This window comes from Bradyrhizobium sacchari, assembly GCF_002068095.1.
GTDB classification, from domain to species: domain Bacteria; phylum Pseudomonadota; class Alphaproteobacteria; order Rhizobiales; family Xanthobacteraceae; genus Bradyrhizobium; species Bradyrhizobium sacchari.
This window is the reverse complement of record NZ_LWIG01000047.1, coordinates 3,885-29,858: the sequence shown is the minus strand read 5'-3', so window position 1 is coordinate 29,858 and position 25,974 is coordinate 3,885. Positions and strand designations below refer to the sequence as shown.

Annotated in this window: 17 protein-coding genes and 1 pseudogene; 15 read left to right on the top strand and 3 right to left on the bottom strand. The window is 59.9% G+C overall.

Going from position 1 to position 25,974, the window contains the following annotated elements:
- The first annotated feature begins 115 nt into the window (after window positions 1–115).
- From A5906_RS31570 to A5906_RS45390, 3 genes are all read left to right on the top strand, one after another.
- A complete protein-coding gene (locus A5906_RS31570) occupies window positions 116–2,485 on the top strand; it encodes an NEL-type E3 ubiquitin ligase domain-containing protein (protein ID WP_245327011.1) in 2,370 nt (789 codons plus the stop codon).
- 443 nt (window positions 2,486–2,928) lie between these two features.
- Complete coding sequence (locus A5906_RS31565; RefSeq protein ID WP_201723808.1) at window positions 2,929–3,204, top strand: ATP-binding protein; 276 nt, start codon at window positions 2,929–2,931, stop codon at window positions 3,202–3,204.
- A 134-nt stretch (window positions 3,205–3,338) separates the two neighbouring features.
- Window positions 3,339–3,503 (top strand): hypothetical protein, encoded by a 165-nt coding sequence (locus A5906_RS45390; protein WP_245327010.1) that lies wholly within the window; start codon window positions 3,339–3,341, stop codon window positions 3,501–3,503.
- 193 nt (window positions 3,504–3,696) lie between these two features.
- Here the strand turns inward: A5906_RS45390 and A5906_RS31555 are convergent.
- A pseudogene (locus A5906_RS31555) lies at window positions 3,697–5,015 on the bottom strand (type II toxin-antitoxin system HipA family toxin).
- On the bottom strand, window positions 5,015–5,266 hold the full coding sequence (locus A5906_RS31550; RefSeq protein ID WP_080139081.1) for a helix-turn-helix domain-containing protein: 252 nt from the start codon (window positions 5,264–5,266) through the stop codon (window positions 5,015–5,017). Before A5906_RS31550 ends, A5906_RS31555 begins: the two are co-directional and overlap by 1 nt.
- A gap of 363 nt (window positions 5,267–5,629) precedes the next feature.
- On the opposite strand from A5906_RS31550, the gene A5906_RS31545 reads away from it, so the two are divergent.
- From A5906_RS31545 to A5906_RS31510, 8 genes are all read left to right on the top strand, one after another.
- Window positions 5,630–7,159: a Wadjet anti-phage system protein JetA family protein gene (locus tag A5906_RS31545; RefSeq protein WP_245327008.1), complete on the top strand. Its 1,530-nt coding sequence runs from the start codon at window positions 5,630–5,632 to the stop codon at window positions 7,157–7,159.
- Window positions 7,149–7,787 carry a DUF4194 domain-containing protein gene (locus tag A5906_RS31540; protein WP_080139079.1) on the top strand — a complete coding sequence of 213 codons (639 nt, stop codon included), beginning with the start codon at window positions 7,149–7,151 and terminating at the stop codon, window positions 7,785–7,787. The genes A5906_RS31545 and A5906_RS31540 overlap by 11 nt, the downstream gene beginning before the upstream one ends.
- Window positions 7,784–11,218: an SbcC/MukB-like Walker B domain-containing protein gene (locus tag A5906_RS31535; RefSeq protein ID WP_080139078.1), complete on the top strand. Its 3,435-nt coding sequence runs from the start codon at window positions 7,784–7,786 to the stop codon at window positions 11,216–11,218. The genes A5906_RS31540 and A5906_RS31535 overlap by 4 nt, the downstream gene beginning before the upstream one ends.
- A 2-nt stretch (window positions 11,219–11,220) precedes the next feature.
- Window positions 11,221–12,390 (top strand): Wadjet anti-phage system protein JetD domain-containing protein, encoded by a 1,170-nt coding sequence (locus A5906_RS31530; RefSeq protein WP_080139077.1) that lies wholly within the window; start codon window positions 11,221–11,223, stop codon window positions 12,388–12,390.
- 510 nt (window positions 12,391–12,900) lie between these two features.
- Window positions 12,901–13,200 (top strand): hypothetical protein, encoded by a 300-nt coding sequence (locus A5906_RS31525; protein WP_245327007.1) that lies wholly within the window; start codon window positions 12,901–12,903, stop codon window positions 13,198–13,200.
- Between the two features lie 938 nt (window positions 13,201–14,138).
- The gene (locus A5906_RS31520) at window positions 14,139–15,437 is read left to right on the top strand and encodes a glycoside hydrolase family 28 protein (RefSeq protein ID WP_080139075.1); all 1,299 of its coding nucleotides are present in this window, start codon (window positions 14,139–14,141) and stop codon (window positions 15,435–15,437) included.
- A 251-nt stretch (window positions 15,438–15,688) separates the two neighbouring features.
- Window positions 15,689–16,588 (top strand): pectinesterase family protein, encoded by a 900-nt coding sequence (locus A5906_RS31515; RefSeq protein ID WP_245327006.1) that lies wholly within the window; start codon window positions 15,689–15,691, stop codon window positions 16,586–16,588.
- A 1,313-nt stretch (window positions 16,589–17,901) separates the two neighbouring features.
- The gene (locus tag A5906_RS31510) at window positions 17,902–19,581 is read left to right on the top strand and encodes a methyl-accepting chemotaxis protein (RefSeq protein WP_430642431.1); all 1,680 of its coding nucleotides are present in this window, start codon (window positions 17,902–17,904) and stop codon (window positions 19,579–19,581) included.
- 1,030 nt (window positions 19,582–20,611) lie between these two features.
- Here the strand turns inward: A5906_RS31510 and A5906_RS31505 are convergent.
- Entirely contained in the window at window positions 20,612–22,435 is a 1,824-nt protein-coding gene (locus A5906_RS31505) for an NEL-type E3 ubiquitin ligase domain-containing protein (protein ID WP_080139073.1), read from the bottom strand.
- Window positions 22,436–23,138: 703 nt separating this feature from the next.
- Between A5906_RS31505 and A5906_RS45385 the strand changes: the two genes are divergently transcribed.
- From A5906_RS45385 to A5906_RS43550, 4 genes are all read left to right on the top strand, one after another.
- A complete protein-coding gene (locus A5906_RS45385; RefSeq protein WP_245327005.1) occupies window positions 23,139–23,723 on the top strand; it encodes a hypothetical protein in 585 nt (194 codons plus the stop codon).
- A 73-nt stretch (window positions 23,724–23,796) separates the two neighbouring features.
- On the top strand, window positions 23,797–24,858 hold the full coding sequence (locus tag A5906_RS45380; protein WP_245327004.1) for an NEL-type E3 ubiquitin ligase domain-containing protein: 1,062 nt from the start codon (window positions 23,797–23,799) through the stop codon (window positions 24,856–24,858).
- 415 nt (window positions 24,859–25,273) lie between these two features.
- On the top strand, window positions 25,274–25,495 hold the full coding sequence (locus A5906_RS41935) for a hypothetical protein (RefSeq protein ID WP_136615624.1): 222 nt from the start codon (window positions 25,274–25,276) through the stop codon (window positions 25,493–25,495).
- A gap of 293 nt (window positions 25,496–25,788) precedes the next feature.
- Window positions 25,789–25,974 (top strand): hypothetical protein (locus A5906_RS43550; protein WP_210189988.1); only part of this gene is annotated, 186 nt, incomplete at its 3' end.

Below are 25,974 nucleotides of genomic sequence, written 5' to 3'. Positions count from 1 at the left end.
CCTAACAGGGCAGTTACAATCATTTTGATTCCTCGTCAGCTTGTCGAAAGCTAAGCCTCGTAGCGAGAACTTGTACAGGTTCGACGTTCGCTGCTCAGATTGTCAGGAGAATCGGATGGATGCGTTCAACCACCTCCACCCATTCGAGGCCCCAGATGTCGAGCCGGCGTACGGCAACGAGCTGGAACAGCAGCAGGAGGCGGGTTTTCAGCAGCACCTGAACGAGTTGCATCCGCACGAGCGCCCGCCCCAGCATTCAAATAGCCTCGGCGACCACGACGTTGTGTCGAACAGAGATGCAGATTTTTTGAGATTGCCGCACGGGGATCGCGTCGGACAACCCTCGCGGTTGCCCTCGGATTGGCCCGCCTTCTCTGGACAAGGGGTCAATCAAGATCTGCTTTTTTCGGCTGCGGATCGGGGTGGCCAGTTGCCAGCCGGCAGTTTCAGTCTGACGGATAGTTGGCAAGGCATGGATGCAGCTGCCGATTGGCCGACGCAAAGTTGCGATCAGGCGGAGCATTGGTGGGCAGAGCCCGGTGATGTGGTGGCTGAGTGGCCAACGACCCCGGCAATTCCTTGGCAGCAAAATCTCGGAGCATCAATCCTCGGACCACAGCCCCGGCCGGGCGATGGCAGTACGACGGACCTTGAAGACCCCGTCCTCAAGCAATCGCGGCTCGACCACATCTTGGACACCTGGGCCGGCGAGGAGGGGCAGACGGAAGACGAACACCGCCAAGAGGCCGTAAGACGAATAAGAGCCTGGGCAGAGGCCGGCAACGTCTATGCAGGGCTGGAGCTGCATGATCTGGGCCTGACGACACTGCCCGTCGCCCTTCCGAACGGGCTCCAGTCGCTCAACGTCAGCGACAACGAGCTGGTGCGCCTGCCTGATACCCTCCCGTCCGGACTCCGGACGCTTGGCGCCAGCAACAACCGGTTAACCGGCCTGCCCGACACCCTCCCGACCGGACTCCAGTCGCTCGTCATCGGCAGCAACCAGCTGACCGGGCTGTCCGAAACGCTTCCGGAGAGCCTTTCGACACTCGCCGTCTGCAGCAATCGGTTGACCAGCCTGCCAGACAACCTGCCGGCCGGGCTCCAGGACCTCGATGTCCGCGGCAACCTGTTGACCCGCCTACCCGACACCCTACCGACCGGACTTCAGTCGCTTGCCCTCGGTAGCAACCGGTTGACCAGTCTACCCGACACTCTCCCGCCCGAACTCAAAGAGCTCGAAGCCGACGGCAACCGGCTGACGAGCCTGCCCGACACTCTCCCGGCCGAGCTCCTGTTGCTCTTCGCCCGCGATAACCGGCTGAACAGCCTGCCCGAGACCCTCCCGACTGAGCTCCAGAGACTCCACGTCAGCGGCAACAGCCTGTCGAGCTTGCCCGAGAACCTCCCGACCGAGCTCCAGATGCTCGAGGCACGCCACAATCGGCTGACCAGCCTGCCGGAGACCCTGCTGACCCGGCTAGGTTCTGGGTGCATGGTTTATGTGGAGGATAATGCGCTGCCCGAGCAGCTGCGGACGAATTTGGCGACAGCCCTGAATGCGCCGAGCTATGACGGCCCGCGGGTCTTCTTTTCAATGGGTGGAGAAACGATGGTGGACCAGGAACGGCCGCTCGCCGATGCGGTCGCGGACTGGTTGAACGGCGAGCCCGAAGCGATCGCCGCCTGGCAGAACTTCGCCCACGAGAAGGGGGCCCCGGAATACGCGCTCTTCCTCGACAAGCTGCAGAAGACTGTGAATTATGACAATCCCGAATTCCGAGAGGCGGTGGCCGAGGATCTACGGCAGGCGGCGATCAGGCCGGAATTGCGGCGGCAGTTTTTTGAGCTGGCCTACGGGGCGAGCGAGACCTGCCAGGATCGCGTCACCCTGACCTGGAACGGCATGCAGACCGCACGTCTGAAGGCTGATGTCGAGGACGGAGCCTATGACGATAGGCTCGGCGAACTCATCCAGCAGGCGCGGGTCCTGTTCCGCCTGAACGCGCTCGAGCCGATCGCCCGTCAGAAGGTCGACTCGCTCGGGTTCGTCGACGAGATCGAGGTCTATCTCGCCTATCAGGTCAAGTTACGTGAGCGGCTGGACCTGCAGCTCATCGCTCCGGATATGCGATTCTTTGATGTCGCCCACGTCACTGAAGACGACCTCACCGCAGCCGAGATCCAGGTGCGCAACGAGGAGGCGGCGGGGTTCGCCGACTATCTGGCAACTCGCTGGCAACCCTGGGAGATGGTGGTGAGCCGGATTGCCCCACAAGCTCATGCACAGATGGAGGGGCGGCTCAGGGAAGCGATGGACCAGGAGTTTCCGAGCCGCCTTGAGCAACGGCTCGCCGACCATCAGCTAACCGGAGATAGCGATGCCGAGTTGCAATTCGGAGCCCAGATTAGCGAGGAGATCGCCCGCGAGATCAAGGGTCCTCTGATGCGCCAGGTGCTTGGGGAACGCGGGCTTGAGCTGTGAAATGGCCATCCAATTGCGAGGAGCGTCAATTTTTACGTCATCTTGTTTTCGGATGCCGGCGCGCTGAATGGGCCGTTTGTTGAAAACTGTCGGCCGGCAGATCTACGGGCATGGCGGCGCTCGATCTCCCCGACAGATGACCGCGGGGGCGCGCGGCAGCGGCGAAGATGCAATTCATCAGCTATGGAGCTGACCGACACTATTGCTTGTTGCGCAATTGCTGCTTGGCATCAGAGCATCCATCCGGGGGTGACGCGGACTGATTGACTGGCAGATCGCCCATACTAGGAGTCCGATGCCTCGCAACCGGAACGATGACGATGCGCCGCTTGGTACGATTCCAACTCTAGAGCATCCGGAGACCATGTTGCAGCGTATCCTGCGGCGATTGAGTAGTTCTGTGATGCGATCTTTACGCCAGCCAGTGCAACAATCTCATCGCGATGCGGCTAACCAACGGTGACGACCAAGCTGTCGTGCGACGGCTGCTGCCCGACAGCCTCGGCGGCTTCGGCGACCTGCTTCCGGTCCTCGACACAGGCGAAGCACTCGTCGTTGGCGATGCGATTCTACTGCCCACGCGTATCCGCATTGCCAAACCAATAAACGAACCGCTTAGCGGCACGATCCAGTTCTGGGATCGTTGGGCCGACCCAGCGGCTGCGGCGGCGCTTGACAAGGCTGTCGAGAGCTGGCGCCGTCAGACGCTTGTCAAATAGTTGCCTTCCGGCAAGCTTCTCGCGCATCACGATGCTGGGCGCGACGCTGCAGCAACTGATCCGAAAGGTGATCCTGCCTGCTTCCCACCATCTTTATGCATTCGTCTTGCCAGCGCGTCCGCTAGCTGGTGCTGATGCCGTCCGAGATGGTTGGGGCGAAGGCGAATCTTGGCTGTCTCATCATCAACAGTCAGTACACGTTCCTGATGCCTCAGATGTGGGGCATCATCAGCATCACGATGATCGGACTTGCTTTCAACGCCGTTCTAGAGGCGTTGGAGCGGCGCTTCATGCGGTGAAGGCGCCGGGGACGAATGGAGTGCGGCGGTGGCGATTGGGCTCCTTCGATGAAGGCCCCCTTGGAAGATGGGACGCGGAGAGCAACTTCTTCATCAAGGCGGCGACACATAGCAAATTTATGATTTCGAGATTTTAGCCGCAACGCCGGCTCGGTCAGAAAAGCCTACCTACGCGCCGCCGACTGGCCGCGGATCATTCACTACTCTTGAGCACAGCCAGCGAATTCACACGGCGCTTCGCGCCATCGGCAATCGATATGGCCATCTTCTCCGGAAATCCTTTTGGAAGCGAATTCAGCACCTGATCTATGGCTTTTGCGGCTGTATCGCCGAGCTGCAGGATGACAGCCTTGACTGTTTTGTCGGATAGACCGCAGCTTTTCGCAGTCTGCACGAAATGTCGGCCGAGAACCGTGTGGACAACGTAATGCCGGTTGCTACCGATCGCCATGGCCAGCTTCATTTGGTTTTGGCTGATCTGTCCAGCGCCCAAGCTCGGCTCGGTCGAAATGATGTCGTAAAGCGGGGCAAGATGAAAACGTCCGCCCGGCGCCAAATGAATGCTAAAATTCTTCGCATGGCCATCGGTGGCGGCAAGCAGCCAGAACACGATCTGCGCCTTGAAGAAAATAGCCCGGTCGTGCTCAGGCGTATCGCTGCCTTTGAGGAAATCCGAGATTTTGCGGATGCCAGGTCCGCCGTCGGATTCATACTTGCGCGCGGGCGGAACCGATAGTGCTTGGCAGCAGTCTTCCTGCGGCAGCCGCAACAGGCGGCCGTCGCGCGTCCAGATGCGATCGAACCGCTCAACTGCGAGCACGCGGCGCTCCGCGAAATCGATGATGCTTGATTTGGCGACCGGCAAGCCGAGTGCGGCAACCAGCTCGAGGCACAGATGCTCGTTTTCAACGCTGCTGGTCAGGTCGATTCCGTTCGGCAACTTCCTGATCTGCGGCTTGATAATGTGCGTAGTTGCGGTCGTGCCTTGAGGAAAATACCACTTGTCTTTCCAGTAAAGCAGCGCTGTCTTTGCCTGCGCGCCCGCGAGAGAAATACGGAAATCCTGGTCGGGGCCGATGCCGAGTGGATTGCTGGCAAGATTGCCGAGAATGGCTGCAATCTCCTGATCGCTGGCGGCACGGCCATCAATAGCGCCGGCGGCTCCGGGCGCGGCACCATCGGGAAGGAATTGCAGCGCCCCGATGCAATCGCGGCCGATGGCGGAGAGCAGGCTGTAAGCGTCGGCGCCATCAGCATGCGCGCGTTCGGCCACGCGTCGGCGGATGTCTTCATTGTCGGGCAGAAGATTGTCAAAGACAGCGACGACTGGATCGCCGATATAACGATCCTCCCGCAATGGCAGCGACACCGAAACGGGGATGGCATTTTCCCACGCGAGCCACTGCTTGTCATACTGGAAGTCGATTGCGCCGCTGCTCTCGCGCCGCAGCCGCCCGACCAGCCGTGCGTTGAATAGACGTTGAGCGGCGCGCGGGCAGGACGACGCGCCATCAGAACAGATCCTCAATCGCTTCAGCCGTCAATTTGGTGCGCGGCCGGATGACCAACTCGAGGTCGAGCGCGGCCAGCGCATCCATCAAGATGCGTAGCTGCGTTGCAGGTACACCGGCTTCCAGCTTCGAGACGGTCGCTTGGCGCGCATGCATCTTCTCACCGAGGCCAGCCTGGGTGAGCTTCTTCTGCCGCCGGTAGCGCCTGATCCCGGCGCCAACTTGTTGGGGGGTGCGGGCAATCGTATCCATAAGCCAGCATACGCAAATGCGTATATATTGTAAATATACGCGACCGCGAATATTTTCGGATTATACTTCTGCGCGTATATTTGCGCCTAATACGCAATTGCGTATGAGGCCAGCGCCTTCGCCGCTTAACAACAAATTCAATGAACTTGAGGCCGGACTGTTCCGATCTCAGACCAGAGACACTAGCTCCGATCGGACTTTTGGAGCCTCGACAGCGGTTGAGCTGGAAAGCTATATTAGAACATACTAAGAACTGACCTTCCGGTTGTATTTTTAAGACCCACTCTCAATACAATGTTGAGGGGCACATCATGTGTTTAGCGTTGCCATCTCAGCATGAAGTCGGGCTCAGGAGCCGCGTCATTGACCTTATTCCGCCATTTGCATGACGACGCGTTTTTGGCCTTCTCGCGCGACCACAAGCACCTGTACGCGGCCTGTCTACTCGATCTCCACGAACGCTTCTTTTCAGGCGCGCCGTCGTTTCCGACTCCGCCGCAGGTCGTCCATGCCATCTACGATGTCATGCGCGCCAACCCCGGCCTCTGGAACGAGGGCGATGATTTCGGCAGCCTGCCGGAAATGATCTCCGCGGGACGCCGCCGGATCCGGAAGGCCGACGTCGCGCTCGCTTCCGAGAAGGGCGACAAGGCACTCGGTCTTGCGCGACAACTGTACGCCCGGCTGCTCGCCTGGGGATGGCTTGAAGAAGAGGAATACGGGCTTCGCGTCACCGTGGACATGGCTATGGGACCGCTGCTCGTGATCCAGCGGCTCGCGAGCCTCAACAAGGATCTCTCGCAGCGATTCGGCGGCTTGATCGTGCAAATCCGCCTCAACCTGGAGGCCGTCGAAAAACTGAGGCCCGAGATCACCGACCGCAAACAGCGCGAAGCCGCGCTCGCCGTCCGCGAGGCGCGCAATCAGGCCGACCAGTTCACTAAGAGCCTGCGGGCCATTCTGGCCGACCTGAAGCGCGTCCGACGCACCGTCATGGAGTCGAAAACAGTCGCTACTCGGCTGGAAGCCTTTTTCGAGGAGTTCGTCGAACAGCTCCTGCTGAAGGATTTCGAATCCATCCTCACCGTCAACCATCCGTACCGCTTCCGCGATGCCATCGTCGATCTCGCGCGGAGGATCTCCTACACCCCGGAGACCATGCAGGTCCTTGCCGAGGAGTACACAGCTTCCAGTATGGCAGCCGACATCGAGGATGGTCGAATGGCCGCGGCCGACGACCTGCTGGCCATCGAAAGCATCTTCGATCAGATCGGGGAGATGTTTGATAGGATCGAGGCCTTCCGCAGGCAGCTCGAAGCACGGGTCCGCAACACCATTAAGTACGCCGAGCGGGGCGGGCAGGGACTCGTCGGCCGAGCCAGCGACCTGGTGCGGCGCCTGGATGCCCTACTGCGGGACGGCAGACACCACAACGCGATAATCGAATGGAGCATCGAGCCGCTGCGGTCGCCCTGGTCGGAGCACCATCAGGCGCCGGCCAGGCAGCCGCGCCGTCCCGTCGAAGCAAGGGAGCTCGCCGAGCCGCCGTCAGACCCGCTGTACGAACTGCGCAAGAAGCTCCGCCTCGAGTACATCGCGCGCATCGCGCCCCGCCCCGAGGATGTCAGACGATTCCTCGAGGGCCAGGTGCCGCCCTTCGCGACCAGGGAAGCCCGCTTCATGGAAATCGATACCGTGGACGACTTTCTCGCCTTCGATTGCGCCCGCCGATATGCGCTGACGGGCGAGATTCCGGTGCAGGTCGCGGCCGGGTTCGATCTGGAGCCGCGCCCAGACACGCCGCCCCACGACAGCGAATGGCTTCGGTGTGCGAACTTCGTTGTCAGGCGATCCGGCCCCCTCCGGAAGGCAGAGGCAGCCCGTGCTCAGTGAGTTCGAAAACGTCGAGCGCTCCTTCGGCGCAGAAAAGGCAGCCGACCTCCGCAAAGCGCTGCACTTCCTGCTACGGCGGCAGTTCGTGTTCGCGGGAGATCCCAGGACCGGGACAGTCTACAACATCGTCATGGATGGCCGCTTCCGCGACGTGGTCGACGGCTTCTTCGATAGTTGCGGATACCGCTTCCATCGGGATCCGGAAGCGCAGTGGGCCGGCATCGTCGCGATGGACGAGGACGTGCCGCTGCCCCGGATGAAGCTCGATGAAACAATCGTCATGCTGGTGCTGGCGGCGTACTGGCAGCAGGAGGTGAACGTCGGAGCGGTCGAGGACCGGGCCGTCGTTGTCGCCACTTTGAACGACCTGTTCGACCGGTACCGCGAGATGGCGCAACACGGCGGCGGAGGCGCGATCTCGCCTGCCCGCTTCCGGGACATCTTGCGCGAGGCCGCCCAACGCAGTTTGGTCGAGATCGGTGATTTTGACGACGAGCAGCAGGACTGCGAGATCAGGATCCGTCCGATGATTAAGCTGATCAGTGGCGGCGATGCCCTCCAACGGCTTGAGCGCTACGTCCGTAGCGAGGAGGCGCGGTTTCCGCAGCCCGCAGGAGACGAGGCATGATGGAGCTACGCCACCTGACGATGGTGAACTGGCACCTGTTCGACGTCGCCGACATCGACGTGACAGGACACGTCGGGGTCCTTGGCGAGAACCGGTCCGGCAAATCCACAATCCTCGACATGGCACAGGTCGTTCTCACCGGCGCGAGCCGGCGGTTCTTGCGCCTGAACGCGGTCGCCGGCGACAGCGGAAAATCGCGCAGCGGCTCAAAGCGCAGCGTCGTCGATTACTGCCTCGGGACGCTCGGCGAAGACCAGCGCCGGCGCGATGAGGCGCGCACCTACATCGCGCTCGGTTTCGAAGACACGGAAGGCGCCCGGCTACCGGTCACGATCGGCATGGCGCTTGAGGCACGCAAGTCCGACAGCAGGGAGACCGTGCTGGCACTGTTCGTCACCGTCGGGACCGTTCTGAGCTCCAAGGACTTCATCGAGCAGCGAGGAAAGTCGCAATTCCCGGCGCAGTGGGAGGACGTGCGCGCCCGGATCGTCGCGGCGGTCGGCGAAGGCAACTTCGTCAATCATCGCGACCGGGCGAGCGACTACGTCCGCGAGTACATGCGCCATCTTCTGCCGCATTCGCCCTTTGGCGAGCAGAACGCCAGCGCCCTGCAGAAATCAATCGTCAACGCGATGACGCTCGACCACAACCAGACGGCGACGCAGTTCGTGCGGAACTACATCCTCGAGGACAGTCCGATCGGCATCAAGGAGCTGCGCGAGTCGATCCAGACCTACCGCAACATCAGCGAAACCATCCGAACGATGCGCCTCAGGCTCGAAGCCCTGAGGGCGCTTCGGGTCGTCCTCGGCATGCTTGAAGAGGCGCTCGAGACCAAGTTCAGGGAGGAGTGGATTGCAAAACGCGCGACTTGGCTCGCGGCGCGCGCGACAAACCTGGACTTCAAGACCAAGCGGCGTACCGAGATGGCGCGCCGGGACGCCGCAGCAAAGGAACTCGAATTCATCGACGGCGACGTCAACGCCATCGATAACGAGATCGAACGCCTCACGGCCGCGATCGCCGAGCACGATGCCAAGACCGGCAGAAAGTCCCTGCAGCAGACCGCCGATGTGGCCGGGCAGGCGGCGCATCGCGCCTCGGCGGACTTTAAGGCTCGTATGGAGAACATCCGTCGCCTGGAGCCGCTACGGGCGATCTGCTTGGACGGTTTCGAGGACTTCGTTCCTGCGCTTGAGCGTTTTGTGACCGCCACCGCCGGGGCCGACATCGGGGGCGTCTCCGACGAGGTCACCGAGGCCGAGAAGTCCTTCGCGGCAAGCGGCGCCAAATGGCTGCCGAAGATCGACGAAGCGCGTCAAACGATCATCGCGGAGCTTTCCGGGCTCCGAGGCCGGCGCGACGAGGTGCTCGAACGCATCCGACAGCACGCCGCCGGAGGGGCGCGCGCCTATCTTGGCGACGACACTGAACTCCTCTGCCGCAGGCTGCGGCAGAGGGGAATGGTCCCGCGCGTGCTCTGCGACATCATCGACGTCGCCGAACCCGAGTGGGTGGGAGCCGCCGAGGCGCTCCTCGGCCGCGATCGGGAAGCTGTGTTCGTGGACAGAGCGGATATCAGCGCCGCCACGTCAATTTTCAAGGAAGGTCGCCGCGAGTTTCGCCATGCATCGCTAGTGAGCCTAAACAAGCTCGAGCAGTTCAGAGCCAAGCCGGAGCGTGGCACTTTCCCCTCGATCTTCCGGAGCCAGGATCCGGACGCGATGGCCTTCATCATGCGCCGCTACGGCAATGTCCGTCTCGCCGACACGCTCGACCAGTTCAACAGGCCCGGCCGGGCGATTATGAAGGACGGCCTCTACGACGACGGACTCGTCCGGAGCCATCGCTGGATCGAATCTTCGCAGCATAAGATCGGAAAGGCGGCCCAGGCGAACGCCCTGCGCTCCCTGCAGGATCAGGCCGAGGAACTGGATCGGCTCCAAACGGAAAAGAGCAAGCAGGCCCAGGCGGCAGAGCAGGCCTTTGCCGCTCTGAAAAACATCTGCGAGGGACGTGACGATCTGAAGGCTTGCGCCGCTGCGTTCGCAGCCGCGCAGACCGAGATCGCCGAAGCCCAGGCGAGGCTCGAAGCGCTCGACGGCGCGGGCGATGGCGGGCTTCGCGACAAGAAACGAGCGCAACAGACGCTAAAGGTCAAGAGGCTCGACGAACGAAAGATCCAGCAGAAGGCGTTCGGCGAGCATGACGGTGAGGTCAGGTCGGCCGAGAGGAGGCTCGGAGAGGGCGAAAGCGTGCCCGGCTCCGAGCTCAACCTGCGGGTCGCCCGCTCGATCTATCGCAAGACCTTCCCGCTATACTCCGCCGCCAAGGGCAGGATCGTGTACCGCGAGCGCCTCGATGCTGCAGCCCAGAAGGGCTTCGCGGAGAAACACCGCGCCATCGCCGACAGAGCGCTCAAAGATGCAGACGCTTCGGACGCCGAACGCCTCCGGATCGAGCGACGCGTTCGCGAACTCCTTTACGATTACTTCGACCAGTTCGGGATGAGCTCGCAAGTCGGCGCGGAGAGCGAGCCGCTGCGGGAAGTGAAGCCATGGATGGAACAGCTCATTTCGGATATCGAATCCAATGAGCTGCGCCAGTACGAACGGCAGGCGCGGGAAGCGGCGGAGAAGGCGTCCACCCTGCTGCGCGGCGAGTTCATCAACGCGCTCACGGCCCGAATCGGAAAGATGGAGCGGGAGCTGCAAGCGTTGAACCGTAGTCTCTACGCACATCCGTTCCATAACGAGCGATATTCGTTCCATCGCACCCAGATGGTGGAATTCCAGCCCATCCTGAAGATCATCGAGATCGCCAAAACCTCTCCGGAGGCGCTCGATATGCTGTTCCGGGGCGACGCGCCCGATGACTTCCCGCACAAGGACACGATCGTCGCCCTCGAGGCGCTGCTCGAGGACCCCGACAAGGATTTCACCCAGTTCGAGGACTACCGCAACTTCTACACCTTCGAGATCCACATGGAGGACGTTGCCACCGGCCGTTCGACCCGCTGGGAGCAGCGGCGCGGCACCGGGTCTGGCGCTGAACAACAGGTGCCTATCTACGTTGCCATCGGCGCTTCGCTGGCCGGCGTCTACGGTAGCGCGGAGCGTCGTGCCGGCAAACCCGCCGGTTTTGCGCTCGCCATGTTCGATGAGGCCTTCTCCAAGATGGACGGCAAGAACCAGCGGCAGATGATGAGCTTTTACAAAAATCTCGGCCTGCAGTTCGTGATTGCTGCGCCATTCGAGAAGCGGGTCGCCGTGCTCGAGCACATGGACACCATCGTGGAGGTGGACCGGATCGGCGAGCAGTCCAGGGCTACCGTGGTGGAACTGAAAGAGAAGGCCAAGCGCGAGCTGATGGCCATCGATCCGGACCTGATGTCCGAAGATGAGCTCGCCACCCGTCTGGCCGCCGAGTAGCCATGGCTCGGCGTTTCACGGATGCGATCGGCCTGCTGAACGACCTGCTCAACCGCTTCGAGGCAGGGGCCGCAAGCCCGATCGCCCACCCGGACTACCCTGCTTTCCCATCAGTGGTCGCGGCGGACGCCTTCCTGAAACAAATCAGGGAAGCCGAAAGTGCCGGCGCGGTCTCCATTCGCGGGGGGCGCGGCGCCAACCGAGACCAAGTGGCGCACGTGCGGTTGGTCTCGGCGGAGATCTTATACCGATATCTCGGCCGCACCCCGGCCTCACGCATCGCAGAGCATGCCGCCGTGCAGCTCGTAGCCGGAGTGGCGCTGCACGAGTCCCTGAAAAACAGCGGCTCTCAAATCGCAGAGGTGTGGGCGCGGGGTAAGACGTGGCATGGATTCGGTTCGTCCGACGTCGACACGCTGCGCCACGCATTCGTTCTCGCCCAGGCGATCCTCGATAACAAGCATCTGGACGTCGACTACAAAACTTTCTCGCGACGTACGGTGGGCCACAGCAAGATACTCGAGCGCATCGAGGGTGCCGTGGTCCGACTTTTGAGCGGCATGATGGACTTTCCGCCTGGCGCCCGCCCCCGCGAGGCACTGCGAGCGATCGGGCTGGAGCGCTTCGCGCCGCCCCTGCTGATCGCGGGCAAAATCGACCTCGGCGGAGCCGATCTTTCCAGGATATCTCCGCATTATCTCGGAATCACTCCCAAGGAAGCAGATCGCGTTCGGTTCCGGGAGCCGCCGGCCTACGTTCTAACGATCGAAAACTTCGCAAGCTTCAACCGGCACATCGCCGAGGCGGACCCCGGCCGATTAGGAACGACCATGTATGTCGGCGGGTACCCCTCGCTTGCCACCCAGCAGGCGCTGCGGACAATCGCAGGATTGGTATCCGAACAGACGCCGATCTTTCATTGGTCGGACATCGATCCGGACGGCACCTGGATCTTCCACACCATCGAGCGCGCCGTCGATCGACCGATCCGTCCCCACCTCATGAGCGTCGAAGTTGCCGAGCGTTTGGGGCAAGTGCCGTTCAAAAAATCGACACCCGCTCGATGTCCACCGCACTCCGGTATCGCAGCTCTGGCAGCGTACCTGGCGAAAGATGGAGCCAAGACGCTCGAGCAGGAAGAACTCGATCCAGTCCTGCCAGAGTTTCATTAGGCTAAAATGCGCGCGGACGCTCGTGCTTGCGGCTTTAGCTGTCTCGCTCAAGACATCGTTTGTTTCAACCGCGACAATAGCACCGCCAGCAACTACGTACTGCGGGAAAACCGACATCGTTTCTTCATAAAAACGCTCAACCGGCATTGGCATGCCGGTTGCTTGAAGATGTGACGAAACCACCTGTGACTATGATGCTCGTTCAGCATCCGGTTGAGGTATTCAGATGAAACTTGCCTGCGATGGCAGAGGACCCCTAATGCGCTTTCTGAACCGGGTGCCTGCCTCGCGAACTCTGCCATCTTCGGACCGCTCCGGTTTGCCGGGCCGAAGCCGATTGTCCCGTAACGGGCTCGCAACGAATGGCGGTTCTCAACAAGAACGCCAGCGTAAAGCGTCCTCAGGACGATCGTTTGGCATCGCTTTAGCCCATGGCTCGGGGCGGGCATCTGCGACATGTGGAGCCGGCGTTCTTGAAGCTAAGTGCCCGCCTTGCATCGGGGCTTGCAGATGGTCAATGAGCTAATGCAGAACGATTGGGATCTTGAGAAAATACTCAGGCAACAGGACGAACTCAAGGTCAAGCTGCTTCGCGCCCAATCGGTTGTCGCCGAATGTAAGGCAGGATTGGCGGATTTGGAGCGGAGGCTTGAGCGCCGAGTGGTCTCATCGTCGATCGATGAACGCCAGGGCAAGTCTGTGGCAATCAATTCAAACCGTAACGCACGACCGCCCAAATCGCGAAGCGTCCATGTTCCTGTTAACCCGGATGCTGCCGTGGCGTTTTCGTCTCGATCATGGGACCGCTGAAAGCTGCCCCCGCGCACCTTAACGGCGACTGGTTTTGTCACGGACTTGGCGAAGATCTCGAGACGCATGGTGCTGCGAACCCGGCGGGGGAACTGGACAACTAGGTGCAGCCCTGCCGATAGGCTCGGCTTTTCGCTGATCGCGGTGAGTCCGCCAGGGATACGCGCAGAGCAGCACCAGATAGGGCTCCTGTTTCGGGGGGCTCACGTAGATGTGCTGAATTCGAGTGTCAAAGAGCTCTCCACCTTGAGCCAGCCAGTTCGGTCGTTTTGTCCGCCCTTAGGTCGTCCCGGTCAGGCGTCCATGAAGGCGGCGCGAGCGGGCGCGTTCAATGACCACGATGGTCCGCTATGGCCGTGAGGCAAGGCACGCGATGTGCCGGGCGGCGCTGACCGCGGAAGCCGACCATGCCTCATCCGGCATCGCAGGGACGATGACGAGAACTAGCTGACTATGTCCCGCAAGCGATCACAATGCGGTCCGGAACGGGGCGGGTAACGGCAGTCATCCAAATTCGTGAGACGCCAGGAAGAGGGTATCCGGTGCGAATGCGATCCAGTGCCGGCCGTATCCTCGTCAGCTTCTCGAAAGCTTTCCCGAATACTCACTGACCCACTGATCCCGGACGAGAGGCTGGCGTGGATTCACGCGCAATTGTAGATGCAAAAATGCCGAAATTGGGGACCGGTTGGGCGCTCATTCAGTGTGAGCAGGCTGACGTTACGAAGCAGTTGGATTTTCGCACTATCGCAGAACGCTTCGTCTTTTTCGCACACCAGACAAGGTGCTACGCGCGAACGCAAGGTCCAGGCGTCTGCTGCGTCGGATAAACGTCATCCTGCGGCGCCAGTGACGCGCGGGGCGGCTCGATCAAGCCAGCGCTCAATATCAGAAAGGGGACGCGGCAAGGATCCGCGTGACAAGGCACGAGGAGGTCAATGACAAAACGTTTTCGCAACTGGGCCCTATTGTCCATACTCATCTCCATGGTTGTCGTCCCCGCCGCGAAAGCGCAAGACCGCCGGATTATCACCGAACCTGTTGCACCTGATACCGTGTGCGACCGCCCGGTGCCGTCTGGCAAGCAAGATACAACCATGTTGCAAGATGCCATCGACCAATGCCCTTCCGGGGCCGCCGTGTATTTGGGACGTGGCGAGTTCCGGTCGGGCCCACTCGAGATGAAATCGGGCGTGACCTTATGGGTCGGACGCGGTGCAACGCTAATCGCCATCCCAGAACCTGCTGCTTACGACAAGGGCTTCGGACAATGTGGTCACATTGCGGGCAAGGGCGACGGGTGCCGGCCATTCATCCGCTTTTCCAAAACCCGTGGCGGCGGCATTTACGGGGAGGGCATCATCGATGGTCAGGGCGGCGCAATGATTGGCGGCGGAGCGGAAACCTGGTGGCAACTGGCCCGCCGCGCCCAAGTTGAGGGCGGCAACCAGAACGCGCCGCGCTTGATCCAGATCGACCATGCGCAGGACATTACGTTCTCCGGCGTCACCTTGCGCAACTCTCCGAATTTTCATGTCGCGATGAACCGGGTCGAAGGTGCCACGTTTTGGGGCCTCACCATCGATTCACCGGCGGATGCCCGCAATACCGATGGTATCGACCCTGGCGCCAGCCATGATGTGACCATCACACATAGCTCGATCCGTACGGGTGACGACAACGTCGCAATCAAGGCCGGCGACAATGGCTCGAGCAGCCATATCTCGATCATTGATAATTACTTCGGCTGGGGGCATGGCATGTCGATCGGCAGTGAGGTGAATTCCGGGGTCAGAGACATATTGGTGCGTAATCTGACGCTGGATGGTACGACGTCGGGCCTGCGCATCAAGAGCGATGTTAGTCGAGGCGGTCTCGTCGAGGGCGTGGCTTATGAGTACGTGTGCCTGAGGGGCAACCGGTGGCCGCTGGCTTTCGATACAAAATATGATCCGCGCGCACAAGGCACGAGGATTCCGGTCTATCGGCAAATCGTTCTCCGTCATGTGCATGGTGACACTGGCGTGTTGCTGATGCGCGGCTTAGACGACGGGCATAAACTTGACGTGACACTCGAAGATGTCCGATTTGCCAATTCCGCGACTTGGCAAGTTGAACATGCCAACGTCATCGCAGATCACTCTGACGTATCGCCGCCGCTCCCCAGGCGAGCTACACAACCGCAGTTGCGCAGATCGGAGGTATGTGCCAGGGCATTCCGCGACAGCAATCGGTAAGCGCTGCACCCGGCGCCGAACTCGGATTGTGAGTTCCGCCTCTGGCAGCGCGAAAAATGTGGACCATGCCCGTAGGCTACGCTGCTGCGATCTATCGACTGCGTCGAGGCTGCCGCTGACTCAACGAGGTGTAGAGCCACATGAGAATTTCCGCTTCCCCTGCTGCGCTTTTGGCGGGATGTTTCTGCATCCCGGCAGCGTACGCTCAGCCGCTGTTGGTGTCGCATGCTGGAAATGGAGACTATCACTCCGTGCAGCAAGCCATCGACGCGTTGCCAGCGGAAGGCGGAGATGTCCGGATCGCGCCGGGCATCTATCGCGAGAAGGTCAAAACCTCCAAATCAGGTGTTCATCTCGCAGGGACTGGCAGCCAGCCTGAGCACACCGTCATTGTGTATGGCGACGGGGCGGTCAATGTGGGAGGAACCGCCCGCTCGGCGACGCTAGATGCCACTGGCGATGACTTCCGACTCGAAAATCTGACCATCCAGAACGACTACGCCCTCAATCCGTCCAATCCACCGTCGCAGGCGGTCGCGCTGTCCCTTACCGGAGACAGGGACGTCGTGACGCGCGTCCGCTTGTTAGGTGCCCAGGACACGCTATTTGCCGGCAGGGGTCCAAACGGGAGAATGTCACGGCAATACTTCTCGAACTGTTACATCGAAGGGCATGTCGATTTCATATTTGGAAACGCCAAGGCCTGGTTCCGGCACTGCGAGTTGCACGGCATCGCCAATCAAGCGGTGGTCTATACCGCTCAGAGCAAGGCATCTCCGGATGAGGACAGCGGCTATGTTTTTGATCATTGCACCCTAAGTGCCGACCCTGCCGCGCGCTCTATCGCGCTTGGCCGCCCCTGGCGGCCGTACGCCACAGTGGTTTTCCTGTCGACAAAGATAGATGCACCAGTCATTGCGGAAGGCTGGCGCGAATGGGCTCCACGCGAGACCGACAACCTGAGCACGAGCTATTATGCCGAATATAGATCGTTCGGGGTGGGGGCTAACCCGTTAGGCCGCGAACCTCACTCCCATCAACTGACAGATGGCGAAGCCGCACGATGGTCGCTGGGAGTGTTCTTCGGCGGTGCCACAGATTGGCTGCCAACGGAACCATATCGACGGAAAACGAAGCAACGTTTACGGTGAAGGGGCCACGGCGACGCTCGGGTGAATGAGCGGACTATCGCGAAGATAAGAGTGGTGTGGAGTAACGAAACCGCCGGAGCAGTGCGGGGGCAGCGCTTCGGCTCGTGCGCGTTTATAAGAGCTCGTTAAGATGCTCCATCACTCGCCGCGAACTCCTGCAGTTCTTCAACTTGTGCCTAAGGTATCCCCTAGCTCAAGCCATTCACCGAACCGAGCGTCGTCCTTGCGATCGATGTGGATGTCATCATTGGTCTAGCCGAAAAGTTTTGGCGGCGATGGCGTCCATCTGTTCCCTATGATCTTCAGACTTGAAGAGGTGGCCGTCGCGGTCCATGGCCACACGCAGCAGCTGCCAAGCGGGGGTCTGTAACGTCTTCACTGAAGAGACAGTTGAGCGCTCGAGATCGCGACCATGCAGGTCACGTCGGCGATAAGCTCTATTGTCGAGCCGTCGTTCGGGCTGCTTCGAACGATCGCCGACTTTCCACCCGAATGTGTCAGGCAAGGTTTAGCTTTCGTCGACTGCCGGTCGGCAACATATTTTTTTGTGCGATCGTTTGCGGCCGGATCAACGGCCTCAACCCAAGCGATGTGCGCTCCAGATCCCGCACTGCGTTCTCAGTGCGTTTCTGCCGCCCGCCTTGAGGATTTTCTGCGTGGCTCGAGGGCTTGGCGCCGTAATTCAGCGTTCGTGGTGCAAATGCACTCCGCAAATTTAAAACGATGTATGCCGTCGGTCGTTCGTGCCCGCAAAGCGAACGAACTGCATTTAAAGAAATTTGTTAACTTCGACCGACATACAACCGACGCAAACGCGGTCGCTGCGCATGTATGTCGATTTGTCCGTAGAGCATGACTGCGCGCGTAATCTTGGACACTCTGGTCGAGGTTTGAAATGCTCAATGTTGTGGAGTTTCGTCGAGCTGGTGCGCCAATGCGGGGCACTGAGCCTCTACGAACGCTGGCGCTTGGTAAGCGTGACACGCCACTAACGCCGTCCGCGATGCCATGTGATTCCGGTCGAGCTGCAAATCAACGGCTCAAGGCCGCCCGCGCAAACGCCAAGCTCACGATTAGGCGTGCCATCGCCACGCTGGAGCAGAACCATCGTCAGATACGAGCGGCCATACACAAAATTGCCGATGCTTCAGCGAGGGCCAGGCTGGAAGCCGATCTCAATTCAATCGAGCGAGAGCTTGCTCTCGCCAAGAGAAAATCTTCCAGTCTTTAGCGTTGACATTCCTAGCCGGACGATCCCGTCTCGCACAAGAATTTCGAGGCACGCCGGCCTTTCTTTAGCAGAGAGCATAACAGTGTTTTCAAACATCAAAATCACCGGACGATTGATGACCGGTTTCGGATTGCTCCTTCTGATGACCGTCGCAATTGGCGGGTACTCGATCCATGCCTCCCGGAGCACGAGCGGATCGTTGGCAACCGTGGTGCGTCAGAAAGACCACGTGGCCAAAGACGAGCGCATCCAGAAATACGTATTTGAAGCCCGAATGCATGCATGGATGGCCTTGGCGACCGATGATCCGTCGCACTGGCAGAAGACCGCAGAAAGCTATAAGCGAACATTTGCACAGCTTGATGAGCTCGCTGCCGACACTAAGGACTTGGGGCGCCAGGCGCGAGTGCGGGATCTCAAAAAAGCTGTCGGGGACGATGAAACAAAGGTGTCCGCGCTGAAGGATTTTAGAGGAAAGAATAGCGGGCTGGATTCGCCCGAAGCGAGATCAGCGCTAATTTCGGCGCTCGCGGCCGGAGGTCGGGTTGACGAACTCGCAGAGCCGCTTGCAAATGATTACGAGAAGGCTTCCAAAGCCACGGCGTTGAAGGCAGAAGAAGACCTTGGATTGGGCGTAAAGATTGCCCTGATCCTTTTCGCTCTTAGTTTGCTGCTGGGTCTCGCGCTCTCGGTGTTTACGTCGCGCAGCATTAGCAAACCGCTTCGGAAGCTGACGGCGTCGATGCTGGACTTGGCCGACGGCAATTTCGATGTTGTGCTCCACGGACTTCGCCGCAAGGACGAAATCGGCGAAATTGCGAATGCGGTCCAAAGGTTTAAGGTGAGGGCGGTCGAGAAGGCGGAGGCGGAAACCGAGGCCAAGCTGGTCCAGGATCGTATCGCTGCCGAGCAACGAAAGTCTGACATGCGCAGGCTTGCAGATGCGTTCGAGGCGGCCATCGGGGAAATTGTCGAGACCGTTTCCTCCGCGTCTACCGAGCTGGAAGCGTCGGCTCTCTCACTAGCAAAGACTGCCGAATCGACGCAGCGACTTTCGACAGCCGTAGCGTCGGTCTCGGAACGGGCTTCCACAAACGTTCAGTCCGTTGCATCGGCCACAGAAGAAGTGTCAATTTCGGTGAACGAGATTGGTCGGCAAGTCCAAGAGTCAGCTCGTATAGCCGGTGAAGCCGTTCGAAAAGCCGAGAGCGCTGATAAGCGCGTTTTGGCTCTGTCTGAGGCCGCGGGCAAGGTCGGTGACGTCATCCAATTCATCAACACTATTGCATCTCAAACAAATCTTCTGGCCTTGAACGCGACAATCGAGGCAGCCCGCGCCGGAGACGCTGGGCGAGGGTTTGCGGTCGTTGCTTCGGAAGTGAAAACGTTGGCGGACCAGACCCGCGAAGCCACCAAGGAGATAAGTGATCAGATTTTTGGGATTCAGTCATCCACCAAGGAATCAGTCACAAGCATCAAAGAAGTCGGAGGCGTCATTGGCCGAATCTCAGAAATTTGTTCGGCCATCGCGTCTGCTGTGGAAGAACAAGGCGCTGCAAACCAAGAGATTGCTCGGAACGTGCAGCAGGCGGCAATTGGTGCGAGCCAGGTCGCCTCAAATATCGCCGAAGTTAATCGCTGTGCGGATCAGACGGGCACTGCGTCAACACAGGTGCTTGCCGCTGCCAAGTCCCTAGCGGAAGATAGCAATCGTCTGAAATTGGAGGTGCAGAGATTTTTGGCCACGGTAGCGGCGGCTTAGAAAAGCTTTGACGCTCCTAATGAAGCGGTGCTTGAGTGCGTGAGGCCCCTTTACTTTAACCGGACGTATTTTCCCGGCCGAGCCTCTTGGGATGCGCGACCGACGAACAAGAGCCTAATAGGGGCGAGGGCAGCAGCTGCCGACAATAGGTACCTGATCGCGTCCAAAGCGCCACTTGGCGAGGAGAGTACGCACATGGAATGGGAAGATTGTCGTTTTTGGTTCAGGTCGCCATCAGCTCGCGCCAGCCCTCTGCCTACAAGGGTGGCCAATCGATTGGCCTACAATAAAGTCCCCTGCGATTGAAATTTCCGGCGGCCAAGCCGAAGATGATGAAGGCAGAGCGTACCGATGGCTACCGCGATTCATGTCTTTTGCGTTCAGGGCGAATTGAAAGGCGGGCGCATTGCGCGCCATCGGACGATCTCGTGCGATTTGGACGATGTCGGTATTGCAGAGAAGGCGTTGAAAGACCGGAAGCCGTCTGCGATTGTCGCAGAACAGAAGCCGCGGTGTCTCTCAGAAGAGGACGCTGCGTGATCTGTCATCGATTATCGCGGTGCTATCGGCGGTACCTTGAAGCGTGTCCCCGAAGGAGAGTCCCGAACCATCGTGGAGCAAGAATACCAACACATGGTTGACGACCTACTATGCTCGATGTCCCAGACTCGTGTAACGATTTGATGGGCCGATGCGTGGAGATCGAAACGCGCGCGAATAAGCCGGCTTGAATTTTCTCTTATCATTGCAGGCTTGGCCGATAAACCTGGACGGGGTGCCCCTTAGTGAGAGTTGGTATCGGTGACGATCCAGTTCTGGCACATAGGAGGCTCAGTTGAGAGCTAGCAGCCAGTCTGCCCAAGCGTCAACCTGACCCACATCAAGCGGCAGCGTAATAGAGAGGGGCAACGCTGGTTTTTCAATCTGCGCTCCGCTGCACTCGCTGCGCATTACGCGTTCCTCTGGGCCACCAACCGGCGCACCAGAGGAGCGGCAGAGGAATTAGCGCCACCCTACGGCAACCGCGGCTTCAGAGCGTGAGACCGTGCTCATTAAGCACCTTGTCTCTTAGAGCGCCCTTGATCTCACGGGCGATCTCTTTGCGAACTGCGGGACCCAACACTCGCTTGGCATCTTCGACGAGGCCAGCTTCAGCCCCGGTCAAGCCTTGGTCGGCGAGCTGTTGCTCCAGCCGGCTGTCGAACTCCTTTTCCATTGCATCAATGAGCTGGTCCTGCGTCTTGGCGTGATCTTCAGGTGCGATGCGACGCACCACATCGTCCCAAGGCTGCCAGTCCATTGCCAAATAGTCGGCAAATTCGGCCGCCTCCCTGTCCCGCACGGATGTCTCTGCCCTGTCAATGTCAGAGTCGGTGACGCCGGAGACCTCAAAGAAGTGCATGTCAGGCGCGACGTGTTGCAGTCCGAGCCGCTCGCGCAGCTTGTTCTGATAGGCAAGGAAGACCTCAATGGCATCGATGTCTTCGGCGTTGTCGACCGAGGCCAGCGAGTGAGCCTTATCGCGCGCAATCGCCTCGAGCGCGTCCAAGCGGAACATGACACGCCCCAAATCGACGAGATCAGCAAGCCGCGCCTTGTTGTCATAGAGGCCGTTCTCGACGTCCGCGATGAGGCGGGAGGCCTGCATGCCGTTCCAGGTTAATGTTCTGCGGTCCTCGCAGCTTTGGTTCGCGTCCCAAGCCAGTTGAAAGTACTGCGCACGCAAACGCGGGTCTTTTGCCGCCTGCCGCAGATCATTAGCTACCGATTGCCGGAATCCTTCATTGCCAGAGTTGACGGAGTCGAACAGCTTGCCGAGGAAAAGCCCGTATTCCTGAGCGCCCGGCTCTTCTGCAAAGTTCTGCCAAGCGGCAAGCACCTCCCGATCGCCCTCCTGTGGATTGGCCTTGAGCCATTCTGCAACTGTTTCAGCGAGCGCATCGGCCTGTTCATCGTCTGTCTCGGACGATTCACTTTCGTTGTCGTGCGAAAGGTGGACAGTCGGACCGACATAACCCTCCGCACTTACGACTGTGCTCAGGTTCGTCAGCACCTGCTCAGACAGCGGATTATCAGTCAGAACTATTGTGGCACCAGCGCCGAACCCCATCAGCAGGTCCTCAGGCAAACTCGTCAAATGGTTTTGGCTTACGTCGAGAAACTCGAGCGAAGCTGGGAGAGCCGCCGGCAGATCGACCAGTTGATTTTCGCTGACGTCGAGAAACGCGAGCATAGCAGGGAGTGCAATCGGCAGGCTCGTGAGCTGATTGTGGCTGACGTGGAGAAATTGGAGCGAAGCAGGGAGGGGGTCGGGTAGGTTCAGCAACCGATTGTGGTTGGCGGAAAGAAATTGGAGGCTGGCAGGCAGGACGGCAGGTAGGCTCTCCAGCCGGTTGGAGTTCACGTCGAGGCCTCTGAGCCCGCTCGGGAGCGCGGGCAGGCTGCTGAGCTGATTGCCACTGACATCAAGACGCTGGAGCGAAGCCGGGAGTTCGTCAGGCAGATTGGTAAGGCGATTGAAGGGGACGTCGAGCACGACGATTTCGCTTGGAAGTCTGGGCAGGCTGGTAAGGGACAGCGACTCCAGACTTAGTATTGCGTCTTCACCGAGGGCATTTACCTGCCTTGCCGCTTCTTCCCGGTCCTCGAGCGGACCCACGTTCGGTTCGGCAGCCCAATTTTCGAGCGCCTCGGCTTGTTCGGCCGCATGGGTTGAATGGCCGGAGTTTGCTGCGAAGTCCGTCACGAATGCATCCCATTGTGCCGCCCCGCCGTCTTCCGCCCCCTCTTGTTGGGAAGATGCAGAAGGAATGCCTCCGCCGCGCCGAATCTGTCCTGCCTCAAAAGGATCCATTCCACTCCCCTTACGACACTGAGCCAGCCCAGCCCGTGACAACGCGCTCTAGGACCTAGGACACTTATCTTTCGACAAGCTGACAGCCCTATCGCCGTAAGGACAGCGATGGCACCGAAGCCGGCAGAATTCGGTAAAACGCTTAGGAGCAAGGAATTGATCGCGGTCGCGGGTAGTTACATCCCACCTTCAACGTTTCCCGCATCTAACTGGTGCGCAGCAGCTTAAACGCCGCGCCCAGCGCGCCGATGGTGGGATATCTCAATGGCAGGCACTGAAGCCTTTTCGGCGGAGTGGAAGAGCGGCAGTCGCTCGAACGCTCAACTCCGCGGCGGTCCTTTCACGTGCCGAGGCAATCGGTGCCACGCGGGTATTTCCCACTGGTGATAAACCGAGCGACTCGGGTGTTCAGCAGCGAGGCTCGTCAGCTATTCGACAGGTGACCGTGCTAGGAGCAGAACGCTTTCGCGTTGGCGGTCCTTCCGGATCTGTCCGCCCAACGAAATGGCAGCAAACGTTGCAGCAGCATCGATCCATTCGCGGCCTCGACCTCCTGTGAAGCTGTCCGCTTCGACCAGGAGTGGGCCGCCGCGGCCCAGGTGCGCTCGCTCGAATGATTATTGCGGCAGCGGGCAATCTCCTGCTTCGTAGGCGTGCGCAGCGGCAGGCGTATTCTTCAAGTTTCCGACAACGGAGAAAGATGATGGACACAGGACAGACGCAGCGGAGCGCAGGGTCCGCCCCGGACACTTTTGAAGAAGCGGAGCGGGAAAGCTACCTCGGCGGCTTCAACCGTGCCCTCGCGAATTTGGTCGAAGGCTTGACAGGGTATCGGACCCCGGCCTCCGCGCGCGCACGAATCCTGGACGACTGGGTTGCCGAAGAGGGGCAGGGCGAAGCCGAGAACAGGCGACAGGGGCGCTCGCGAATCAGGGCTGCGGACAACATGCGCTCGAACGCGGTCGATTTGTCATCTCTGTCCTTAATCGCTTTGCCCGACGCCCTGGCGCCGAGGCTGCTGAACCTCCGCGCCATGCACAATGAGCTAGGCAGCCTGCCCGCCGGCCTTCCACCCGGTCTCCACGAGCTCTTTGTGAGCCACAACCGCTTAACCAGTTTGCCGGACGCTCTTCCGGCGACCCTCTATCGCCTAGAGGTGAGCGATAACAGGTTGACCAGTCTGCCAGACAGCCTACCAGCGGAGCTGGGAATCCTGAACGCAAACAACAACCGACTGAGTAGCCTGCCCGACGCTCTCCCGAGCAGCCTCACCTCGCATCGCGGTTAGTGGCAATCAGCTGACGGAGCTTCCCGAGTCCCTCCCATGGCGTCTCGTTGAACTGGATGTCAGCAGCAATCAATTGGCCAACCTCCCTGAAAGCCTTCCGAGCGAGCTTCAATCGATCGATCTCAGCAGTAACCGGCTGACCAGCCTGCCTGAGGACCTCCTACCGGGAAGTTTGAGCCGTCCGCTGCTGAACCTGGAGTTTGGTGATAATCCGTTCCCGGACGAGGTCCGCGCTCACCTCGCGACGCCGCATCTTAGGCCGCTGCCTCTGTACGAGGCTGCCGCGCACTGGCTAGGGGACGATCGGGCGACGCTCGCCGAATGGCAGCACTTTGCGGATGAGCCTGGCGCCCAGGACTACGCCCGGTTCCTAGATCGGCTACGCGGCACCGTCAATTATGGCAGTGACGAGTTTCGGCAGACCGTGGCGGATGATCTGCGGCAGGCGGCGACCAATCCGAGATTGCGCGAACAGTTTTTCACGCAGGCTTCCGAGGCCAACGCGAGCTGCGAGGACCGCGTTACTCTGCACTGGAACGGCATGCGGGCTGCGCGCTTCAATGCTGACGTTGAGGAGGGGGTGTATGATGATAGGCTCGGCGAACTGATCCAGCGCGGCCGCGTTGCATTCCGCCTGGATGCACTGGACGGGATCGCGCGCGACAGGGTCAACTCGCCCGTGACCCTTGGCTCGAACGTAGACGACGTCGAAGTCTACTTGGCGTATCAACATCTTCTGCGCGAGCCGCTGGAGCTGATTCACGTCGCCCCAGACATGCGCTTTCTTACGATTTCTCACGTGACAGCCGATGATGCGGCGCGCGCACTGGAGTCGGTTCGCGAGCAAGAAGCGAACCAGTTTACTGACTACATGGCAACCCGCTGGCAACCCTGGGAGACGGTGCTGAGGCGAATTGCTCCTGCTGAATATGAAGCGATGCAAGACCGGCTCATTGAAGCCATGGACGAGGAGTTTCAAACCCGCTTGAATCAGCGACTGGCCGAGCATGGCCTTCTAGGCGATCCGGACGCCGAGCGGGTGCTCGGAGCCCAAGTCCGAAGCGAGCTCGCCAGCGAGATTAAACGCGAGGTCATGCACCGTGTCCTGGCCCAGCGTGGCGGTCTCGAATTATGAGGTCTCAAACCGCCGCAGGGATATTTATCATTGCTCCGCGGCTGCGGGTAAATATTGATGATGAAGTCTCGCCAATCGCTGCCAAGCCTTTTGCATTTTGAAAGTGCGCTGCCGTCGATCAGTCCCTTCCGGTCTTGCCGAGCGATGAAAACTGGCGCGTAAGGTGAGGCCTATCTGCGTCCGCTCGAAGCCCCGTCGAACGAGAGCTCGACAGTCGAAAGTGGCTGAGGAGACCAAGACGGCGCAGCGTGAATCATCGCTTCCATAAGCGCTGCCCAGCGAGGCAGCTCGAATTGGCGAGGGAGTAATGTTCAAGGTAAAGTGCGCGGTAACGACCCAAACTCATATTGATAGTGACTGCGCGATAAGTCTTGCGGCCCTCCGGTCAAAGACTGCGGCCGATCGAAGTCAGCGAATGAAGCCTGTCGGCTCTCCCATTGCCGAGCAAGCCCGCCAAACTCATACTTGGGCAAAAAGTGGAAGTCGAAGTCACGAGAGAACGCCTGCCGGCATGCAAGAAAACTATTTGTCGGTCATCAAAGGCTACCTGAAAAATGACAGCTTACGCCAAAGCTGTGCGAAGGACGGGAAGATGCTCGTTACGCATATCCATTGGAGGCTGATCGCGGCTGAGTGAGCCCCGCCGTGATGCTTGAATTCCTCGCACGATCGACGGGGCGATCCATTGGTAATACCGGTCGACGAATTTCGTCGACTGGAACAAGAGTGAAGAGGTACGAAAAAATTGGAACGACCCGTCCTGCCGCCAGGCGGGCCCGTGCGAGGCCGTCACTCGCGCAGCATTATCCTGATCTCGTCAGCTTTTCGAAAGGTTGTGGCTACAACAATCCACAATCTGTTTCTTGCGAGACGATCTGCTACCAGGCCGTACCAATTGCTGTAGGGCCTATACAAACATAGGAGAGCAGGGTGGATCCGATTGACCCATTCTTCGATGCAGGAGCCTGGATGCGGGAGTACGCCGTCGTGCAAGAGCGGACCGCGCAGCGAGGGGACAACGCGGGGGAGCACGGTGATTTTGAACGGCGCCTCGAGGATTTGAATCTCGATCCGTCTGATGAAAGCAAGTCTAGTTCGCCTGATCGTGCTCCCGCC

Excerpts from the sequence above, each read along its gene's own strand:
- A5906_RS31570 (WP_245327011.1), top strand. The coding sequence starts at position 116 with ATGGATGCGTTCAACCACCTCCACCCATTCGAGGCCCCAGATGTCGAG.
- A5906_RS31565 (WP_201723808.1), top strand. The coding sequence starts at position 2,929 with ATGCGGCTAACCAACGGTGACGACCAAGCTGTCGTGCGACGGCTGCTG.
- A5906_RS45390 (WP_245327010.1), top strand. The coding sequence starts at position 3,339 with ATGCCGTCCGAGATGGTTGGGGCGAAGGCGAATCTTGGCTGTCTCATC.
- A5906_RS31550 (WP_080139081.1), bottom strand. The coding sequence starts at position 5,266 with ATGGATACGATTGCCCGCACCCCCCAACAAGTTGGCGCCGGGATCAGG.
- A5906_RS31535 (WP_080139078.1), top strand. The coding sequence starts at position 7,784 with ATGATGGAGCTACGCCACCTGACGATGGTGAACTGGCACCTGTTCGAC.
- A5906_RS31530 (WP_080139077.1), top strand. The coding sequence starts at position 11,221 with ATGGCTCGGCGTTTCACGGATGCGATCGGCCTGCTGAACGACCTGCTC.
- A5906_RS31525 (WP_245327007.1), top strand. The coding sequence starts at position 12,901 with ATGGTCAATGAGCTAATGCAGAACGATTGGGATCTTGAGAAAATACTC.
- A5906_RS31520 (WP_080139075.1), top strand. The coding sequence starts at position 14,139 with ATGACAAAACGTTTTCGCAACTGGGCCCTATTGTCCATACTCATCTCC.
- A5906_RS31505 (WP_080139073.1), bottom strand. The coding sequence starts at position 22,435 with ATGGATCCTTTTGAGGCAGGACAGATTCGGCGCGGCGGAGGCATTCCT.
- A5906_RS45385 (WP_245327005.1), top strand. The coding sequence starts at position 23,139 with ATGGACACAGGACAGACGCAGCGGAGCGCAGGGTCCGCCCCGGACACT.
- A5906_RS41935 (WP_136615624.1), top strand. The coding sequence starts at position 25,274 with ATGAAGCCTGTCGGCTCTCCCATTGCCGAGCAAGCCCGCCAAACTCAT.